Source organism: Pelosinus fermentans JBW45, assembly GCF_000271665.2.
GTDB lineage: Bacteria > Bacillota > Negativicutes > DSM-13327 > DSM-13327 > Pelosinus > Pelosinus baikalensis.
Genome location: NZ_CP010978.1, coordinates 4,035,259 through 4,053,247, shown reverse-complemented (window position 1 = coordinate 4,053,247; position 17,989 = coordinate 4,035,259). Strand labels below are relative to the sequence as shown.

The following is a 17,989-nucleotide window of genomic DNA, read 5'->3' as shown; positions in this document are numbered from 1 at the left end:
TTAGCTCCCCATTGTTTCATATTCTTCGCGTCTTCGCGGTTCAAACGGTTTTATCCCTCTTCTGCGATTGGAAATGAGTCCAAATATATGATATAGTTTTCTATAGCATTACGTCAGTAGCGTTAGGAGGGATTGTTATCGATAGCCAAGACCAATCCAAAGATATTAGCAGAATGGTGCAAAAAGATAAAGTTGAGCAGGCCTTATTGGTGGGGCTGCATGGAGCACCTGAATTAAAATATGATGAAAAGGTACAGTATTTGGGGGAATTTAGAGAACGAATCATAAAGAAATTAACCACAGAGCAAGTACGAGAAAAAGGGATTTATTCAGAAATCCTTCAGGCTCTTAAGGACCCAAGAGCGGACAAGCTGATCATCAACGGAAACATAGACTATCGGGTTATTGAAAAATATAAATCCTTGGCAGTGCGTTGCAAGAAAATAAGTTCTGTGCGTAGTGATCCTAGTTTCCGGGGCGATACAGGACTCATCGTGATCAGTGATGAGGCTGTAGATATACAGGATATTGAAGTGGAAGACAGGAGCAGCCGATTAAGTCGTTTGGGAATACCGCCAGCAATCATTGCAGCAGCTGGGCAAAAAATATGTAAGGATTGTATGGAGCAGATCGCCGAAGCAGATGAAAATGAAACGATCAATTACCGGCAGTTGACATGGATAGACCGCTTAACTGGTGATACCTGCCCAGGGCATAAATAAGATAAGTAACTATAGAAATATAACTATTCGCGATTTTGGCGGAGAGTTTTATTTCTATTAGTTCTGTTACTTTTTTCACAAAAAAAGGATTGTTTTTGCATTAAGGGTACGATATACTAGCAGTATACATAAACTGAAAAATCAGAAAAGGCGGGGATGTACATGTGGGGGAAAGAAATTGATTTAGCACAAATTGTTGAAATCCGTACTAAAACAACCGTATATTTTGGTATTGGTGCCATTACTAAAATGACCGACATTGCAAAAACTTTATCTGAAAAAGGAATTAGTAAGGTGGTCGTGGTTACTGGCAGGGGATCTCACATCAAATCTGGTGCTTGGGAGCATGTGAAAAAAGCATTGGATGCCGTCAATATCCTGCCAGTGTTGTATAGTAAAGTCACATCCAATCCAACCGTTGATCAAGTTGACGAAGCGGCAAATGCAGCACTGGAATTTGGAGCACAAGCTGTTATCGCCATTGGTGGCGGCAGTCCCATTGACGCAGGAAAGAGTGTGGCTGCTTTAGTAGCCAATCCAGGTAAAACTGCACGAGAGTTATATGAATATACTTTTTTGCCAGAAAAGGCAGTACCGATTATTGCCATTAATTTGACGCATGGAACTGGAACGGAAGCCAATCGCTTTGCTGTTGTCAGTATACCGGAGAAAGAGTATAAGCCAGTCCTTGCCTATGACTGCTTGTATCCTCTATATTCCATTGATGATCCGGCACTTATGACTACTTTGCCGCCAGAACAGACTGCTTATGTATCCATTGATGCTGTCAATCATGCCATTGAAGCAGCTACTACGAAGCTGGGGAATATATATGCTGTAACGTTGGCTCGCGAAGTAATCTCACTTGTTACCCGTTACTTGCCATTGGCGCAAGAAGATCCAAAGAATTTGGAAGCTCGCTATTATTTATTATATGCTTCGATGATTGCAGGGGCTTCTTTTGACAATGGATTGCTGCACTTAACCCATGCCATGGAGCATCCTCTTAGCGGTATCAAAGCTGATTTGCCTCATGGGTCGGGCTTGTCAGTATTATTGCCTGCAGTAGTAAAGCATATCTATCCGGCTAAAGCCGTCATTTTGGCGGATATCTTGGCACCTATTGTGCCTGGTTTAAAAGGGGAAGCAACGGAAGCAGAGGCAGCATATATTGGTTTAAAACAGTGGCTTAAGAAACATGGCATGAAGCAAAGCTTACGAGAAGAAGGCTTTGTTGATAGTGATGTAGCCCGATTGACAGACCTTGCTTTTGAAACTCCTAGTTTGGAACTGCTTTTAAGTATGGCGCCAATTGAAGCGAGTCGGGAAACGGTTGCTGCCATTTACCTGGATTCGTTATAAGCAAATTGAAATAGAAATTTTCATTATGGTAAATTTGCATCCTATCGATTCCCAAATGTAATAAATAAAATTTATAGACTTGTGCATAGTAAAATAAAGTGTTATTATATAAGCAGTTACCAATATGAATGTTATAAAATTCCATATGTTGAGATAGGTGCCCTAAGGGGCTTAATAGGGAAGTCCGGTCTAATGCCGGCGCGGTCCCGCCACTGTAATGAGGAGTGAACCCAAGGTATACCACTGAGACAACTGTCTTGGGAAGGTTTGGGTAAACAATGATCCAGAGCCAGGAGAACTGCCTATTTGACAATCACCGTTTTTACCCACGAGAGATGGGGAGGGGATTAAGTGCACAGCAAATGTTGTATTGTACTTATATCCTAGCGCAATTTTTCGCTAGGATTTTCTATAAGTATAGCTATGATGCTCTTAATTGTTTCTCCCGATCAGTAGTGGTCGGGAGATTTTTTACTTGTTATGTGACTGTTTCGTATCTGGGTACGGAATAGCTAACATATGATCCAAACTTTCATTATCCTTTGCTATGTTGTGAGTTGTCTTGGGAAGGGCAGCTAAGTTCCGTGAAAACGGAACTTTTTTTTCGTATAAGAAAGATCAGGTGAATGATTACATATAAACCTGTGCAGGATTTTTATTCTTATTGGGTAAATGTTAAGAGGAAAGAATATCATCATATTCTGAATGTGTAATTCTCCATGAGGCGGTAGTAAGAAATGATGGACCGGCTATGAAAGAAGTCGATAAATCAAAAATTATGGCATGTATGTCGAATAATAAGTCATGGATTGTTGGATAGTTTAGCTTCATAATTAACATGTAAAGCTAAATTTTAAGGAGGGATTACGTCAAGCGGTATAATAAAGGAGTTTCTTCAAATAATAGCTAAATAGGAGAGTAAGATTTTGTTGCAGCATTATGGTAGTCTTCTATCATTTTAATAAAGAAGAGGGGGAAATATATGCGCTTGGAAAAAGAAAATTCTCAATTTTTGATGGTGGATGTGCAAGAAAAACTGTTTCCTTATATTGTTGGCGGTGAGATTATAGCTAAAAAAATAACGACTCTTATAGAAGGATTAAAAGCATTAGAGATTCCGATTATGGCTGCTCAGCAATATCCAAAAGGATTGGGAAATACCATTGAACAATTGCGTCCATATTTTTCAGAATACCATGACAAAACAACATTTAGTTGTTGTGGCAATGAGGCGTTAGTCAAGGAACTTCATGAGCGGGACAGTAAAAATGTTATCATTGCAGGGATTGAAGCTCATATTTGTGTACTGCAAACGGTAATTGATTTGAAAGAGTTTGGTTTTCAGCCGATTGTGGTGGCAGATGCAATAGGTTCCCGTACCAGAAGTGATTATGAAATCGCATTGGAAAGAATGAAATATGAAGGGGCTATTCTTACCACCGTAGAATCCGTTCTATTTGAGCTTTGTTATCAAGCTGGCTCTGATGCATTTAGGACGATTTCGCGACTAGTAAAGTAGTTAGAAATACAGTTAATTCATAATGCCATTTTTTTGTTGATCATAAAAGGTTGTCTACCCACGGTTTCTTACGTGGTGAGACAGCCTTTCTAGCCTTTCTTTAGTTGTAATAATGAAGGAAAAATATAATGAAGGAAAAAATTCATACAGTCCATTAACCATCACTAGAGGTTAACTGACTGTATGAACAAATTATTTAATGTATTCTATTTAGTAGTGCTATATCCGCTGATCGATGCCAAAGACAACCTGTCTGCCCGCCATCGGATAGAGCCCTGTAAGGTTAGAGGAATCTCCGTAGGAGCCATGCAGTTCATAGGCTTCGTTTGTCAGGTTGTATACCTTCAGATAAACACGAGTAGCCGGATTTACCTTATAGTTTACGCCCAGATCAGCCACCCAGTAGTCCGACGACGTAAACGCCCGCGTATCACGTCCGGTTGCGCCCCGGAGGGTAAAGTTGGCATTCCATTTGTCCTGTTCGTACTGCAGGCCTAGTCGGTAACCATGCGGCTCATTGTTGTTGATCTCTTCCCGCTGGGTAGCCCCCTGCTCCTCCACTTTAACATAGGAATACCCGAGCGATGCCTGCCACTGTGGTGATAACCGGCGTTTTAGGCTCAGATTCAGCCCTTTTCTTTTCAGTTCAGCTACGTTTTGCCACTGATATTGATTATAACCAACCACAATATAATCCAGTGCATCGTTAAGACGGCTGCTAAACACGCTGGCCTGGAGCTCGGTCCCTTCGGCCAGCCGGGTGTTCAGCCCCAGCGTGACCACATCGCCGGTTTCCGGCTTGAGGTTCAGATTGGGGACCATAAAACCGCCTCCATAGACATCGGCGATAAACGGGGTTTTAAAGATCTGTCCCCAGGATGCATACACATTGGTCGTCTGGTTGAGCTCTCGGTTTGCCGTGATGCGGGCCGTGGTTTTATCGCCGAACAGGGTGTAATCGTCATAGCGCGCCCCGGCTGTTACCGACCAGTTTTTTGGCAGCCGCCAGTTATTTTCTAAAAAGAAGGCCCGGTTGGATATCTTTTTGTCGGTGTAGTTGTATCCTGCTTGATAGTAACCATAGGCCGGAATATCAATATCATACTCTGCGGAGTCGGCCGTAACCTGACGCCAGGAAGCGCCGCCCAGCAGTGTATAGTTGTCATTGATTTGCCAGGTTTGCTGCCATTCCGCCCCATCGGCCTGATTGGTATATGAGCGGCCATTATAGTAATAATCAGGGATCTGATAGTCATCAGGATGATTATCATAATTATACGTAAAGTAGTTACGGTACAATCTGACAAAGCTATTGGCTTTGTCTCCTTGGTTCCAGTTGTAGGTTAAACTAACATTATTCTCTACATAGGTTTGCACAGAGTGGGTAAAATAATTAGTTTTGCCGCCGGAGTCGACAAAGGCTTGGTAATCCGGCATGACATTAAAGCCTTTCCGGCCATCGGTATGATCAACGGTTAGGGACAGCGAACGGTTGCTGCCGAGGTCTTTGTCCAGACGGATATTCATTTTATCCTGGTCAAGGGCTGTATTTTTGGCCGTTGCGTCACTGTCACCGCTGTAGCCGCTGTTATAGTGAAAGTCATCCTGGCTTTTCCGTTCAAAGTTGATGCGGTAGCTGAAATCGCCGACCTTGTTCTCGGTAGTTAGGTTGTACCGGTGCAGGCCCCAGCTGCCGGCTTCTGCCGAGTAACGGGTGACTGGTTCGGCACTTTTACGGGTGATGATATTGATGACGCCGCCCACCGCGTCACTGCCATACAGGGCGGAGGCAGGTCCTCTGACAATCTCGATCCGTTCAATACTGTCGACGCTGGGTAAATAGTCAAGATTGGCGCCGGACTGACCCATATGCATCCCGCCGCCTTTCCAGTTGACCTCGCGGCCGTCAACCAAAACCAGCACCCGCACGTCGCCGTTGATGGTCGGCACACTGGCAGTAGTATCATTTTGCATCGTCACGGTGGTTCTGTTGAGGATATCCGGGACACTGACTGCGCCGCTTTTTTCAATCTCTTCACGGGTAATGACAGTCACGCTGGCCGCAGTTTCTGTCTTTTTTACCGGCATCCGGCTGGCCGTCACCACATACTCGTCCATGCTGAATTCCTGTTCGTCGGCAAAGGCCGTTTGTCCGGTCATTAATACGGCCCCGCTCACCAGGAGGCTGATCAAATGCTGTTTTTGCTTTTTTTTCACAATTTCACCTCATTATATTATTGAAAGACTATTGAATGAACTTTTTGCTGATGGCGATTGTAGCGTTATACAATGCCGGCTTTTTCAAAATGCGTGCGCAGCAGCCGTCTGCCCCATAAGCTGCTCACACAGGCCATAATCACCGTAAGCAGGCAGATTACCGCCAGCATTGCCGGGTTCATTAACGCCAGGCATTGTTGCAGGATAGCCAGTTGCTCTGTTCCTTTGGTCGCTTCTTGCGCTATATAGGCTTCCTTCATAAAAGTAAGCGGAAAACTTTCTCCCACGGCAAAGCCCAGCATGTAAAAGGCAAAACCGGTGACCTTCGCAATAAATTTTTCCTGGCCGATAAAGCCAAAGGCAATCTCGCCCAGCACGCCCCCCACAAAGATGCTCAGTCCAAACACACCGGCCGGTGCCATGTTAAAGAGAACCAAACCCAGCAAAGCGCCGCTGATGACAAACACACCACGCAGCGGTGCTTTCGCCAGCATCAGCATAAAAATAATTCCTCCAGGGATCGCTAATATAACCGGCATGAAGATTAAAATCACGGGGATCAGCCCAATGGTAAACCCCAGCAGCATAAAAATACTAATAATCAATGCATTGAAAATGCCAATTGTGATCAAATGCCGGACATTCTGGTTGTTATTTGTTTTTAAAGAAGCCATAACAAAACATCCCTTTTATTCCTTATTTCTGAGTAGAGCATTCTGCTCTATTATTGTCGAAGGAGAGGCGGGTAAGCCTACCGTCTTCCTCCAGAGAGAAAATTTTATCAAATGTATTTATTGCGAATTCATAATCATGGGAGATAACAAAAATGCACCGCCCTTCTTGCGCCAGCTTTCTTATGAGTTCGCTGACTTTTGCCATATTTTCTCCATCCAGGCCGCTGGTCGGTTCATCCAGGAATAAAATTTTGGCGTTTCGCATACCGGCTAACGCAATGGCCAGACGCTGCTTCTGCCCACCGGAAAGAGCAGCGGGATGAGCCTCTTTATAGCTTTCCAGATGAAAGAACCGCAGGTATTCTTCTGCTTTCGCCACGATGCTTGATGACTCTTTACATCCCAGCAGTATCTCTTCCCACACGCTGGGGGCAAAAAGCTGGTAATCGACATCCTGCATAACATAGAAGGAATTCTGCATACGCGCCTTCGTACTAGCTGGTTTGCCTTCAAGGAGGATTTCGCCCCGGTGTTGTTTTTCCAGTCCCATCAGTACTCGCAGCAGGGTACTTTTTCCCACGCCGTTTTTACCCATGATCCCGGTAATTTCACCGCGATAGGCACTTAAAGATATGCCGTTCAGAATTGGTTTTCCTCTTTTATAGCCAAAGGATATAGCCACTGCCTGCAGCAAAGGTGCCTGGGTTTCTAGCGTATTAGCTGCTGGACGCAGGGCCGTTCCGTCAAAATGGCGCAGCCCCTTGTCCCGAAACCACTGGTCGGGTTTGGCAAAAAAATCCCGACCGCTAAATTCCTCCTTTCCCTGTCCATCTTCGATAAAAACCACGCGGTCAAGCAAATCCTTTAAATAGGCAAGCTTGTGTTCAGCGATAATAACGGTATGACCTTTGGCTTTAAGGATGCTCAGTACAGCGAGCAGCTGATCCGTGCCTGTTTCGTCTAAATTGGCGGAGGGTTCATCGAAAACATAAATATCCGGTTCCAGGGCATAGACGGATGCTACAGCGACTTTTTGTTTTTCGCCGCTGGAAAGCGTAAAGATGGAGCGTGTTAGCAGTGTATTAAGGTGTAGATCATGCACGGTTTTTTTGATTTGCTTCTGCATTATGTGCCTTTCAATCCCATAATTTTCACTGGGAAAAGCAAGTTCGCTCCTGACATGCAAGGTAAAGAACTGGGAGCGGGGGTCCTGAAAAACCGATCCCACCCTGCGTGATATGTCCCTCATTGAGGCTGTTTTTATATCCAGGCCGCCAACGAAGACTTCTCCTTGCAGTTCAGCGTCAAAAAAATTTGGGATTAAGCTATTGATGCAGCGGGTTACCGTTGTTTTGCCGCAGCCGCTTTTACCGGTCAGGACCACAAATTCGCCCTGCTTTACATTCAGGCTAAAGCCGGTAAGGCTTTCCCGGTTACGATTGCGGTACGTTACATGCACATCGTGGAACTCAATTATCGTTTTTTTCTGCATCGTGGAATGTTGTTGCAGTAAGTTTTCTGTCATAATGCCATATTCCAACCCTTTCCGGGCATGATTGGCTGTGTTGTACTTTTCAGAATCGTCGTACTCCTTTCTACAGAACCAAATGGCCAAAGCCTGGATAATAGTGCAAAAAAATCAGTGTCCCCGCCGCCACTGCACATATTACGCAACAGACGGCATCCTTTTGCTCAAACCGGACGCCGGTGCAGGAAGTCCTTGGGTGCTCGGCATCAAGCCCTTTGCACAGCGCCGCCGCCGACAGTTCATCGGCCAGCTTGCCGCTGCGAATCAGCAAAGGAATCATGAATTTCTCGACCGTTGTTACCGGTTGTAAAAACATCCCGGTTAACGATGGATTCAGTCCCCTCATTTTTAAACTATCTTTAATATACAAGATTTCGTACTTCACTGTGGGGATATAGCGATAGACTACCGCTAAAGGGATAATCAGCATTTTAGGAATATGCATCTGCTCCAACGCGATAATCAATTCATTGATGGACGTTTTCTCCAACAGGATTATGTAGGCCATATAAACCGGCATCAGCCTGAATAATAGTAAAACCAGCATGCCCACTACCATACTGACCGGTGGTATGGAAATAAGCCAAAGAAATTCATTGAGTACCAGTAATGCCGTATAGAATGCTACAAAATAAATGACCGTTGCGAGCATTTTCTGCCAGGTCATGATCACGGCAAGCGCGGCAAACAAGATGAAAAGTTCAAGGCGGCTTCCGCAGAGGACGGTCAAGAAGGATATGATAACAACCAGAAACATCCATACTCTGGGATCGGGCTTGGACGCCTTAAAGTCAATCGTATCATTCACTATTTCACCTCCAATCCATTAATATTACAAATTGAGAATGATTATCTATTTCACTAATGAAGTATACTAAAAAGATTCAGGGCTTTTCTACCTGTAAAAGGATTTATTGAACAGTAAACGGATTTTTTCCCATTTACGGTGTTAAAAAGTTCTGACAGCTTAATCGGATAATACTGCTTTAGCAAAAATGATCTTAAACATACAAAAACGACTGTATCTAAAATGATACAGTCGCAAGCAGAGCCTTTATTATTTATTCTGCGCCAGATATTCGCTCGGGCTAACGCCAAATTTTTTGCGAAAAGCCAGGGCAAAATAACTGGCATTCGAATAGCCGATATGTGAAGCGGCTTCACCCACATTCAGCTTCTTTTCTTCAAATAGCTGCCTTGCCAGCTCCAGTCTTTTATCGACAACATAAGTATGTACTGTCTGACCGAACAATTGCTTAAAACCATTTTTCAATTTGAATTCGTTCAGGCAAATCAGTTTCGACAACACCGCAAGGGTTGGTGGCGAGACAAAGCTTTGATCTAATGTTTGTTTTGCCTGATAAATACTTTTTACATCCTGCCGGGAGAGGTTTGGGCAATGACCTAGCACCGGTTCATCTTGATAGATGGTCTCATTCAGATAAACCGCCAGGAATTCCAGCAGTTTTCCCTCCATGTAAATCGTTTTTACAGAGTCATGATATGGACAATTGACCAGTTGATGCAGCACGGTTTTCATCGCCGGTGACAGCTTATGTGTGGAAAAAGCTGTGTTGTGAGCGTGAAAACTACGGAGCACAGCTCTTTGCAAGTAATCATTGCCAAAATCTCTGAGCTTATCGGGATAGATTTCCACAGTGATAATCCGATGACGAAGGTTGGGCTGGAACCTTACGCGCCTTAGATTGGCTGCGTTAAAGGCTAAAAAATTAGCCGTATCTACAACAAGCTCGTTTTCCTCCAGAACCAATTCCCCTGTTAGACAAAAATATAGCATAATGCGTGGCATGCTGAAATTGGCGCCTCCGCATATGCTATCACAAAATATTATTTCAGAGTCTTTAATTTGGGCAAAAGGGCAGGAAAACAGCTGCTTCACATGCCCACTGCCAAAATTGTTGGTCACTTGGGCACAATTCATGCTGTTCTGGGAAGGATATAACACATATTTCCTGTTATTATATAACACCCAGTGCTCTTCTGATTCGTTACTTTTTTCCGTTTTCCAATCCATAACATTCTCCCTTTGATAAGTAATATTTATCCCTTATCATATATTTATCTATTTTAACAGGGCTAATTATGGTATTCGTTAGGCAGTAATCCTGTATTTTCCGGAAGGTCTCCGCCAAGCTACCCGTATTTTTGTGACCGGCAATTTGCGAAATCTGACTGATCGGCAGTCCGTATTCGCCGGCAGATGCTCTGCCCGGCTCATACGTTGATTGAATAGGTCTGCGGAATTTGTGGATTTGTTAACCGCTTGGAATGTTAAATAAAAGATACGTCGTGTCCATTGAGTGCGTAAGATATCTGTATATAAGATGTAAATGGGTAAAACGATTATCATTATCAATTGTATCAATTTTGGGGTGATCATGCAAGTTGATAATTGAAAATGGAGAGATTTCTTTCATTTGAGTGAATATGCTCCCGTTGTCTCAGTAGCACAGACAGCGAGGGCATATTTTCCTTTACTGCATAATAGGTCGCTATATCCTTTTTTTTCTAAAATAAGAAAATATAGGAGATTTTGGAAGCTAATTAAAGAAATATCATCCTTATTTGCGAAAATTTAGCAAATATGACCTCTGATTATCTTTGACATTGATTATCGTTATCATTTAATCTTGGAAAGAGCTTTGAATCGTTCGTTTGCGAATCGCTCTGATATTGCTCAATGTAGGCAGGGTGTTTCTATTTACAGATAGGACAAAGGCTCTCCCCAGTTTCCAGGGTGTTTGGCCTGTCGACGCTGCCTCAATAATACTTTTTGCTGTATTCTGTTATTTTTTATAAAAAGAGGTGATTTGCAATGATTGAAATTGGTAAGAAGAATTCTGAAATCTTCCCTCCGCCACCGCAGTTGCCGTTCCACTCCAGTACTGCTACGGTAACCGATAAACGGTATCTCATTCGCAGGGAATACGAAATTGGCAGAGATAAGTGGAATAAGCTGCAGGCTTCCGCACTTGCGCATGGTTTCTCATCTCTGTCGGTGTTACTATCAGCCTTTGGCGAAGTGCTGGGCAGATGGAGTTCGGGTTCGGAAATGACAGTAATTCTACTGAATGATTCCAGCGGACATGCTACTCCGGAGGACTTGTTTAACAGGATGGCTTCACAGCCGGCAATCCCGGTAGTATTCAAACCCGTACGGGATGAGAACCGGATTGAAATATGCCGCAGAACAGAACTTCAGCTCGCGGATTCAATAAACCGATGCCCGGCAACAGTTTCGTCTATTTTTCCGAATATTGCAAAAAATTCTGGTCAGGATGATCGGCAAGTAGTCGTTGTTTTTTCCGGCGTACTGCCAGCGTTTTATGATTCTGCCGGAATAGACGAAAATATGGTTAACAATGCAAGTGGTTCTGTATGTGGTGAACATCACCCACTGGAGATGCGTATGCCGCAGGTTTGCCTGCATTGTCATGTTTCTGAGCGCGATGAAGGAATCAGGATTACCTGGGATGTACTTGCAGAACTTTTTCCGCTGAATTTGCCCGATGCCATGTTTGAAGCGTACATCTGTCTGTTGAACTGGTCATCCGAAAAAGCCTGGGAAAAGCAGGCGCTGGATTTTCTTCCCGGGTCGCAGCGGGCGGTACGTGAGAAAGTAAACGCCACGTTTGTCCCGGTTAAAGAAAAATTAATTCATCAGGAATTTTTTATTCATGCACAGGAGAACCCCGGAAAGGAGGCTTTGCTGTGGGACGAGAACGGAATTGACCGGATGATGACTTACGGTGAACTAGCCGACAAAGCTCTGCGTTTGGCTGCACTTCTCAGCGAAAAAGGTGTTCAACAGGGAGAGGCTGTCGCTGTTACCCTGCCGCGGGGGCCTAATCAGGTTATTGCTGTGTTGGCCGTACTGGCTGCGGGAGCAGTATATGTTCCAATTGGCGTGAACCAGCCCGCAGGGCGTCGGGACAGAATATACCGGATAGGCGGAATCAGCCGCTTGGTAACGGATAAGACAGAATTTGCGGTCTTATCTACTGAGGAGAAACTTACCGTGATCATGACAGATGAAGCGGATAAAGTTTCTCCTCTGCCGCGCCCCGTTTCTGTCAATACCGATGCTCTGGCGTATGTCATCTTCACTTCGGGATCGACAGGAGAGCCGAAAGGCGTGGAGATACCTCACAGAGCTGCTTATAATACGATTCTGGATATAAATACCCGATTTTCGGTCAGTGCATCCGACAGAGTTCTTGCCGTTTCGGCTCTGGACTTCGATCTTTCCGTTTATGATTTGTTTGGTCTTCTTTCAGCCGGAGGCGGGATTGTATTGCTTAATGAAAGCACCGGACGGGAAGCGCTCGTTTGGCTTGAACTCATCCGTAGAATGAATGTGACAGTCTGGAATTCTGTACCGGCGCTCTTAGATATGTTGATGATTGCTGCCGGCGAGTATGGTTTATTGCCTTCGTTGCGTCTTGCTCTTGTTTCCGGCGACTGGGTCGGGCTTGATTTGCATGACCGCTTAATAAAAAAATCCCAGGACTGCCGCTTTATTGCTCTTGGAGGAGCGACCGAAGCTTCCATTTGGTCGAATTACTTCGAAGTTACATCCGTTGATCCTTCATGGAGTTCGATTCCCTACGGAGCGCCTTTGACCAACCAATGTTTTCGTGTTGTGGACCGGTTCGGCTGTGATTGTCCGGATATGGTGACCGGTGAGCTGTGGATTGGCGGTATGGGGGTTGCCCGTGGCTATCTCGGAAATTCCGAATTAACTTCAAAGAGTTTTATTAATACAGGGGAGAATCGCTGGTATCGTACAGGCGATCTGGCACGCTATTGGTCTGACGGCATTCTTGAATTTCTCGGCAGAGCCGATCAGCAGGTGAAATTAAGAGGATACCGCATTGAGCTCGGCGAAATTGAGGCGGTTTTACGGCAATATGCAGGAATAAGTCAGGCTGTCGCGGTCATATCCTCTGGTACCGGGACGCAGCATCTGGTGGCCGCTGTTGTTGCCGGCTGCGCTCCGGTGCAGGTTCATACCGTTTCGTCTGTGCCCTCAAATTCAGACTCAGACTCTTTCAGAAATTCTTCAAGGGAAATACAGTCAAAGATTGCTGAAGCTTTAATTGCTGAAATCCTTAATCTTGCTGAATTACAGAATGATACCGGAAAAAATCTGCATCCCGGGCGGCAGCTGCGGATAACTGATGAGAATCAGTCGTTGCTTCAGATGTGGCTCCGCTGGCTTGGCGGACGCAATGTTATAACAGATTATGACGGTGTTTTACATGGCGGACCGAGAATTGAGGAAGTCCTTCAATATGCCAAAACTCTTCAGCGGAGTGCGGTAAATAGTAACGGAATAATAGCGGATGATCCCCTGATTTCAAGCGTAGCAAGGCGTTTATTTCAGCGCCTGGATGATTACCGTGGAATTCTAAGCGGAGAGATTTCGTCAGTGGTTCTTCTTGATGATGATATTCTTTCTCCTGAAAGCTTATCCTCCAGGGATTCCGGAACCATTGCGGGAATCGAACTGATTGCTGAAAAAATAAAGTGCATGTCGAAAGCTGCCGGCAAACCGGTTGAAACTGCACTTATTGGCGGACGAAGCGGCATCATAGCAGCTAAGCTTCTGGACATGCTTGATCCGGAGGATATTAGTTTCACGCTTCTTGATTCTGCTCCGTCAATGGTTGAGACTGCAAAAATCCATCTTTCTTCGTTGCCGCATTCTGTCAATTGCAAAAGACTGCCGGAATACGGCGTTCCGGATCAGCTCCGTTATTCCTTTGATTTGGTTCTGGCCGTAAACGCACTTCATCGCTATCATGATCCGTATCAGGGTGTGGCCATTGCTTCATTACTGGTACGGTGCGGCGGAAAAATACTTGCATTGGAACATTGTGAGATTACGCCGCTTGCAGCAGTAACATCGGCGGTACTTGACAGAGGCTTCGCGGATTTTGATCATGACCGCCGTCAGGCATATAGCCCAATGCTGCCGGCTCAGCAGTGGGCAAATCTATTCAAGAAAGCCGGTTTTAATAAGACAAGTTTTATGCCCGTAGGAGACTCCTTCACTGAATTTATCGAGGCTGATTGCCCAGCAACAAGGCCGGAGCTGGATCTGGATTGTATATTGAAATTTACCGCAGATCATCTGCCGCCACACATGTTGCCGGAAAAAATTGAAATATTGCCGTGGCTGCCGTTAAGCGCAAATGGTAAGGTGGACCGTGCAGCTGTTACCGCAGTATTTGCATTCCGCGCTGAAGAACGCGGCGGCGAAAAGCCGCATGCCGGAATGGAACAGGAGGTTGCGGAAATGTGGCAAAAGCTTCTATCGAGCGGTGCAATCGGACGTAAGCAAGGATTCTTTGAAATCGGAGGGGATAGTCTGCTGGCAACGCGTTTTCTTGCGGGTGTAAAGGAAAAATTCGGCGTCGAGTTGTCACTAAGACAGATGTTTGAATTGCCCGCATTGTTTCAGGTTGCCTCTGTTCTTGAAAGCAAATTAATGGAAATGAAGCAAACTATGGAATCAATGGAAGAGGGTGAAATATGATCGGTATCATTGGTGGTTACGGGGATGTCGGACTGCAGGCGGCGCGAATGCTTAAAGAATGGGGAAAACATCCGCTGCGGATAGGTGGCAGGAATCCGGAATTGGCACAGACAAAGCTCGCAGACGAATTCCCGCATGCGGAATGGGTTAAGGTTGATATTGAAGACGAAAAGAGTATGAAATCGTTTCTGCACGGATGCGAACTGATCGTCAACTGCGCCGGGCCGTCTCACCGGATAGCAGCACGTGTTGCCGGGATGTGTTTGTCAATGGGTTGTCATCATGTGGATGCCGGTATTGATGAAGCTCTGGAAATGATGCGCGGCACACCGCAAAGCACTGCCGTATTATATGCCGCAGGTGCCACTCCCGGATTATCGGGACTGTTGCCCCGATGGCTGGCTACATCTTTTGATAAAGTGGATTCGATGGTTTATTATACTGGCGCTTTGGACAGATTCACAGCTGCCGCTGCTGAAGACTATCTTACAGGTGTTGCGGGCAAAGATAACGAACCTCTGGCGGCATGGAAAAATGGCGCCCGCCGCTCAGCGGCTCTGAGACGGAGACCCGGAACTGCACTGCCTTTTTTCCCGCGGGAAGTGGCTTTATATCCGTATTTCGACGCCGAAGCGGAATTCGTGGCAACTTCGTTATCGCTCCGCGACGGCGAGTGGTACATCGCGATTGACGGAGAGCATGTACCGCCGGTTCTTGAAGAAATACGTCCACTGTTTTTGACTGACTGGAAGAGTGCGGTAAAGCGCCTTTGCACGGCGACCGAGCTTGACGCGGCAGGGCGTCAAAAGTATATAAATTTTATTATACAACTTACTGGAATAAAAAACGGGGCCGGAATAATACGAACACTAGTTCTTCAGGCCGACAGACCTTCAATTCTGACCGGTTCGACCGCTGCGGCGGCGGGTATCGCCGTGCTGGAGGGAGAAATACCTTTCGGAGTGCGCCCGCTTGCTGAAATCCCTGACCCGGCCAAAGTGATTGCCCGGCTGGGCAGTACAAAATACTTGAGTATTATAGAATGTTCGGTTGACGATCTGTTACAGGTGGTGGAGGGTGAAATATGAAAAGAAAAAAAATACGTACGGTGGTATGCGGTTCTACGTTTGGACAATTTTACCTTGAAGCGTTAAAAACGTTGCCTGAAGAGTTTGAACTTGCCGGTCTGCTCGCGAGGGGGAGCGAGAGGTCGGCAAAATGTGCGGCATACTACGGGATAAATCTATACACGGAAGCTGATCAGCTTCCGGATGACATTGATCTTGCCTGCGTCGTGCTGCGCTCGGGAGTTATGGGCGGTAAAGGAACGGATATGTCCCTGAGGCTTCTTGAACGGGGTATTCATGTTATTCAGGAACAGCCTGTGCATCACAAAGATGTGGCGGCGTGTCTCAGAGCAGCGCGGCAGCAAGACGTGTTTTTTCAGACAGGCGATCTTTATGTTCATTTACCTGCTGTTAGACGGTTTATTGCCTGTGCACAAGCCCTGCTGGAACGGCAAAACGCGCTGTATATCGACGCGGCATTCGCTTCTCAGGTTTCTTATCCGATGATGCACATTTTTTCGGAGGCTTTGCCGTCAATTCGCCCGTGGAAGACCGGTACCGTAAGCCGGGATGGAGGACCGTTTCATGTTATGACCGGAACGTTAGGCAAAATTCCGGCCATATTGAGAGTCCATAATGAAGTAGATCCCGATGATCCGGATAACTATCTGCATTTGCTGCACCGAATTACAATTGGTTCCGAGGGAGGAAGCCTCTCCCTTACCGATACTCATGGCCCCGTTGTCTGGCAGCCCCGTCTGCATATTCCTGAGAATCTGAATACGTTCGGCGATTTTGCGGACGCTGATCCGGAACATCTGCTTGAAAACAGCATAGAGACGCTGGGCCCGTCGGCTCCTGTGAATTACAAGGATATTCTCACGAAGCAGTGGCCCCACGCCATTGCCCGCGATTTGTCGACGATGAGAGAAAGGATTCTGGGAGGTCCCGGCGCAGCTATGAGAGCCCAGCAGGAACTTTTATGTTCCAGTCAGTGGCAGGAAATGACTGCCACTCTAGGATATCCGGTTTTGCGCCCCGGATGCAGTCATCAGCCGCTGTCAGTCAATATTTTAAGGGAAGCCGCTGCCGAAATGCCGGATGACAACGTGAAACATCATGTATTCGAATTTTGCTTTAACAGGGAAACAAATATTTCTTCATGCACGGAATATGCTGACAGTGAGCTTTGCGGCATAGATTCGGATTGTGTGAATTTGTTTGTCGGGAAGCTGGATAAAGCTGTTTTCAGTTCGATGCTATACTCTCTGCAGACACAGGGTGTTCTGACAAACAGGGAACGGGAATACAGCATAAAAGAGATTTTGTCCGTTTCGAATACTGCACTCCAGCATCAATACCTTATTATGCGCTGGCTTGAATTGTTATCTGAACGTGGATATCTAAAACGCCGCGGGGATTATTTTTATGATGCCGGTGTTGTGACCAAAGAAATGTTGCAAGATCACTGGAATGCGGTAAGGAAAATCTGGGACGGCAGACTTGGTTCACCACTCACCATGGATTATCTGATAAGCAATGCTGAACAGCTTCCGCAACTGATGAGCGGAAAACAGCAGGCTGCGCTCCTGTTATTCCCCGAAGGCAGAATGGACTATGCCAATGCCTTGTATCGTGAGACGATAACGGCCCGTTATCTCAACAAAGCGGTGTCGGAAGCGGTTATCCGCATCGGCGCTGCTAAAAAGGTTGCGCCGGATGTGGAGTCCGAAGAACCGCTGAGGGTTCTTGAGATAGGCGCAGGTACGGGAGCTACCACAGACGTAGTAGTTCCAAGGCTAAAAGTATCCGCCGGAGTTCTTAAAACCGATTACTTGTTCACGGATGTTTCAAATTTCTTTCTCTCGGCTGCACGTGAACGATTTAAAGACTGCCCATGGATGAGGTTTCGGATTGCGAATATTGACAAAGACTTTATTCAGCAGGGCCTGCAGACCGAAAGTGCAGATATAATCATTGCGGCGGGAGTCATGAATAATGCTTTCAATATAAACGAAACTGTAGATAGGCTTATGCAGATTCTGGTTCCCGGAGGATGGATACTTATTACCGAACCTACGCGTGAATTTCCGGAAATGCTGATTTCTCAGGCTTTTATGATGACCCGTCCGGAAGATGACAGAAAGAATACAAACACAACATTTATGTCCGTCAAGCAATGGCAGGATGTTTTTCAGAAAACAGGAGCCGTGGAAGTTCTGACACTTCCCAACGAGGACCATCCCCTCGCTCCTCTGGGACAGAAAATTTTTGCAGTGCGGAAGTAGGGCAGGAAAACATTGGATTTTGCCATTGATAAAGCAAAATAAACAAGATT

At 45.7% G+C, this 17,989-nt stretch carries 11 protein-coding genes and 1 riboswitch; of the genes, 6 read left to right on the top strand and 5 right to left on the bottom strand.

What is annotated here, in order from left to right; translation table 11 throughout:
• Positions 1–173: 173 nt before the first annotated feature.
• From JBW_RS17910 to JBW_RS17900, 3 genes are all read left to right on the top strand, one after another.
• Positions 174–722: a YueI family protein gene (locus JBW_RS17910; protein WP_045820630.1), complete on the top strand. Its 549-nt coding sequence runs from the start codon at positions 174–176 to the stop codon at positions 720–722.
• Positions 723–884: 162 nt separating this feature from the next.
• Positions 885–2,084: an iron-containing alcohol dehydrogenase gene (locus JBW_RS17905; protein ID WP_007960635.1), complete on the top strand. Its 1,200-nt coding sequence runs from the start codon at positions 885–887 to the stop codon at positions 2,082–2,084.
• A gap of 138 nt (positions 2,085–2,222) precedes the next feature.
• Positions 2,223–2,405, top strand: a riboswitch (cobalamin riboswitch).
• A gap of 661 nt (positions 2,406–3,066) precedes the next feature.
• Positions 3,067–3,603 (top strand): hydrolase, encoded by a 537-nt coding sequence (locus JBW_RS17900; protein ID WP_007960636.1) that lies wholly within the window; start codon positions 3,067–3,069, stop codon positions 3,601–3,603.
• A gap of 219 nt (positions 3,604–3,822) precedes the next feature.
• On the opposite strand, the gene JBW_RS17895 is transcribed toward JBW_RS17900, so the two are convergent.
• From JBW_RS17895 to JBW_RS17875, 5 genes are all read right to left on the bottom strand, one after another.
• Positions 3,823–5,820 carry a TonB-dependent receptor plug domain-containing protein gene (locus JBW_RS17895; RefSeq protein ID WP_007960638.1) on the bottom strand — a complete coding sequence of 666 codons (1,998 nt, stop codon included), beginning with the start codon at positions 5,818–5,820 and terminating at the stop codon, positions 3,823–3,825.
• A gap of 65 nt (positions 5,821–5,885) precedes the next feature.
• The gene (locus JBW_RS17890) at positions 5,886–6,494 is read right to left on the bottom strand and encodes an MptD family putative ECF transporter S component (protein ID WP_007960639.1); all 609 of its coding nucleotides are present in this window, start codon (positions 6,492–6,494) and stop codon (positions 5,886–5,888) included.
• Between the two features lie 22 nt (positions 6,495–6,516).
• Entirely contained in the window at positions 6,517–8,109 is a 1,593-nt protein-coding gene (locus JBW_RS17885) for an ABC transporter ATP-binding protein (RefSeq protein WP_235333952.1), read from the bottom strand.
• Positions 8,090–8,830 (bottom strand): energy-coupling factor transporter transmembrane component T, encoded by a 741-nt coding sequence (locus JBW_RS17880; protein WP_007960641.1) that lies wholly within the window; start codon positions 8,828–8,830, stop codon positions 8,090–8,092. Before JBW_RS17880 ends, JBW_RS17885 begins: the two co-directional genes overlap by 20 nt.
• 249 nt (positions 8,831–9,079) lie before the next feature.
• Complete coding sequence (locus JBW_RS17875; protein WP_007960643.1) at positions 9,080–10,057, bottom strand: AraC family transcriptional regulator; 978 nt, start codon at positions 10,055–10,057, stop codon at positions 9,080–9,082.
• An 801-nt stretch (positions 10,058–10,858) separates the two neighbouring features.
• On the opposite strand from JBW_RS17875, the gene JBW_RS17870 reads away from it, so the two are divergent.
• Genes JBW_RS17870 through JBW_RS17860 form a run of 3 tightly spaced genes read left to right on the top strand, consistent with a single transcriptional unit; the run spans position 10,859 to position 17,939 of the window.
• Positions 10,859–14,584, top strand: a complete 3,726-nt coding sequence (locus JBW_RS17870; protein WP_007960646.1) for an amino acid adenylation domain-containing protein — start codon at positions 10,859–10,861, stop codon at positions 14,582–14,584.
• A complete protein-coding gene (locus JBW_RS17865; protein ID WP_007960649.1) occupies positions 14,581–15,672 on the top strand; it encodes a saccharopine dehydrogenase NADP-binding domain-containing protein in 1,092 nt (363 codons plus the stop codon). The genes JBW_RS17870 and JBW_RS17865 overlap by 4 nt, the downstream gene beginning before the upstream one ends.
• Positions 15,669–17,939: a bifunctional Gfo/Idh/MocA family oxidoreductase/class I SAM-dependent methyltransferase gene (locus JBW_RS17860; RefSeq protein WP_007960650.1), complete on the top strand. Its 2,271-nt coding sequence runs from the start codon at positions 15,669–15,671 to the stop codon at positions 17,937–17,939. Before JBW_RS17865 ends, JBW_RS17860 begins: the two co-directional genes overlap by 4 nt.
• Positions 17,940–17,989: the final 50 nt, after the last annotated feature.

What these genes read in the sequence shown, in the direction of transcription:
- JBW_RS17910 (WP_045820630.1), top strand. Translation starts at nt 174, where the DNA reads ATGGTGCAAAAAGATAAAGTTGAGCAGGCCTTATTGGTGGGGCTGCAT.
- JBW_RS17905 (WP_007960635.1), top strand. Translation starts at nt 885, where the DNA reads ATGTGGGGGAAAGAAATTGATTTAGCACAAATTGTTGAAATCCGTACT.
- JBW_RS17900 (WP_007960636.1), top strand. Translation starts at nt 3,067, where the DNA reads ATGCGCTTGGAAAAAGAAAATTCTCAATTTTTGATGGTGGATGTGCAA.
- JBW_RS17890 (WP_007960639.1), bottom strand. Translation starts at nt 6,494, where the DNA reads ATGGCTTCTTTAAAAACAAATAACAACCAGAATGTCCGGCATTTGATC.
- JBW_RS17875 (WP_007960643.1), bottom strand. Translation starts at nt 10,057, where the DNA reads ATGGATTGGAAAACGGAAAAAAGTAACGAATCAGAAGAGCACTGGGTG.
- JBW_RS17870 (WP_007960646.1), top strand. Translation starts at nt 10,859, where the DNA reads ATGATTGAAATTGGTAAGAAGAATTCTGAAATCTTCCCTCCGCCACCG.
- JBW_RS17865 (WP_007960649.1), top strand. Translation starts at nt 14,581, where the DNA reads ATGATCGGTATCATTGGTGGTTACGGGGATGTCGGACTGCAGGCGGCG.
- JBW_RS17860 (WP_007960650.1), top strand. Translation starts at nt 15,669, where the DNA reads ATGAAAAGAAAAAAAATACGTACGGTGGTATGCGGTTCTACGTTTGGA.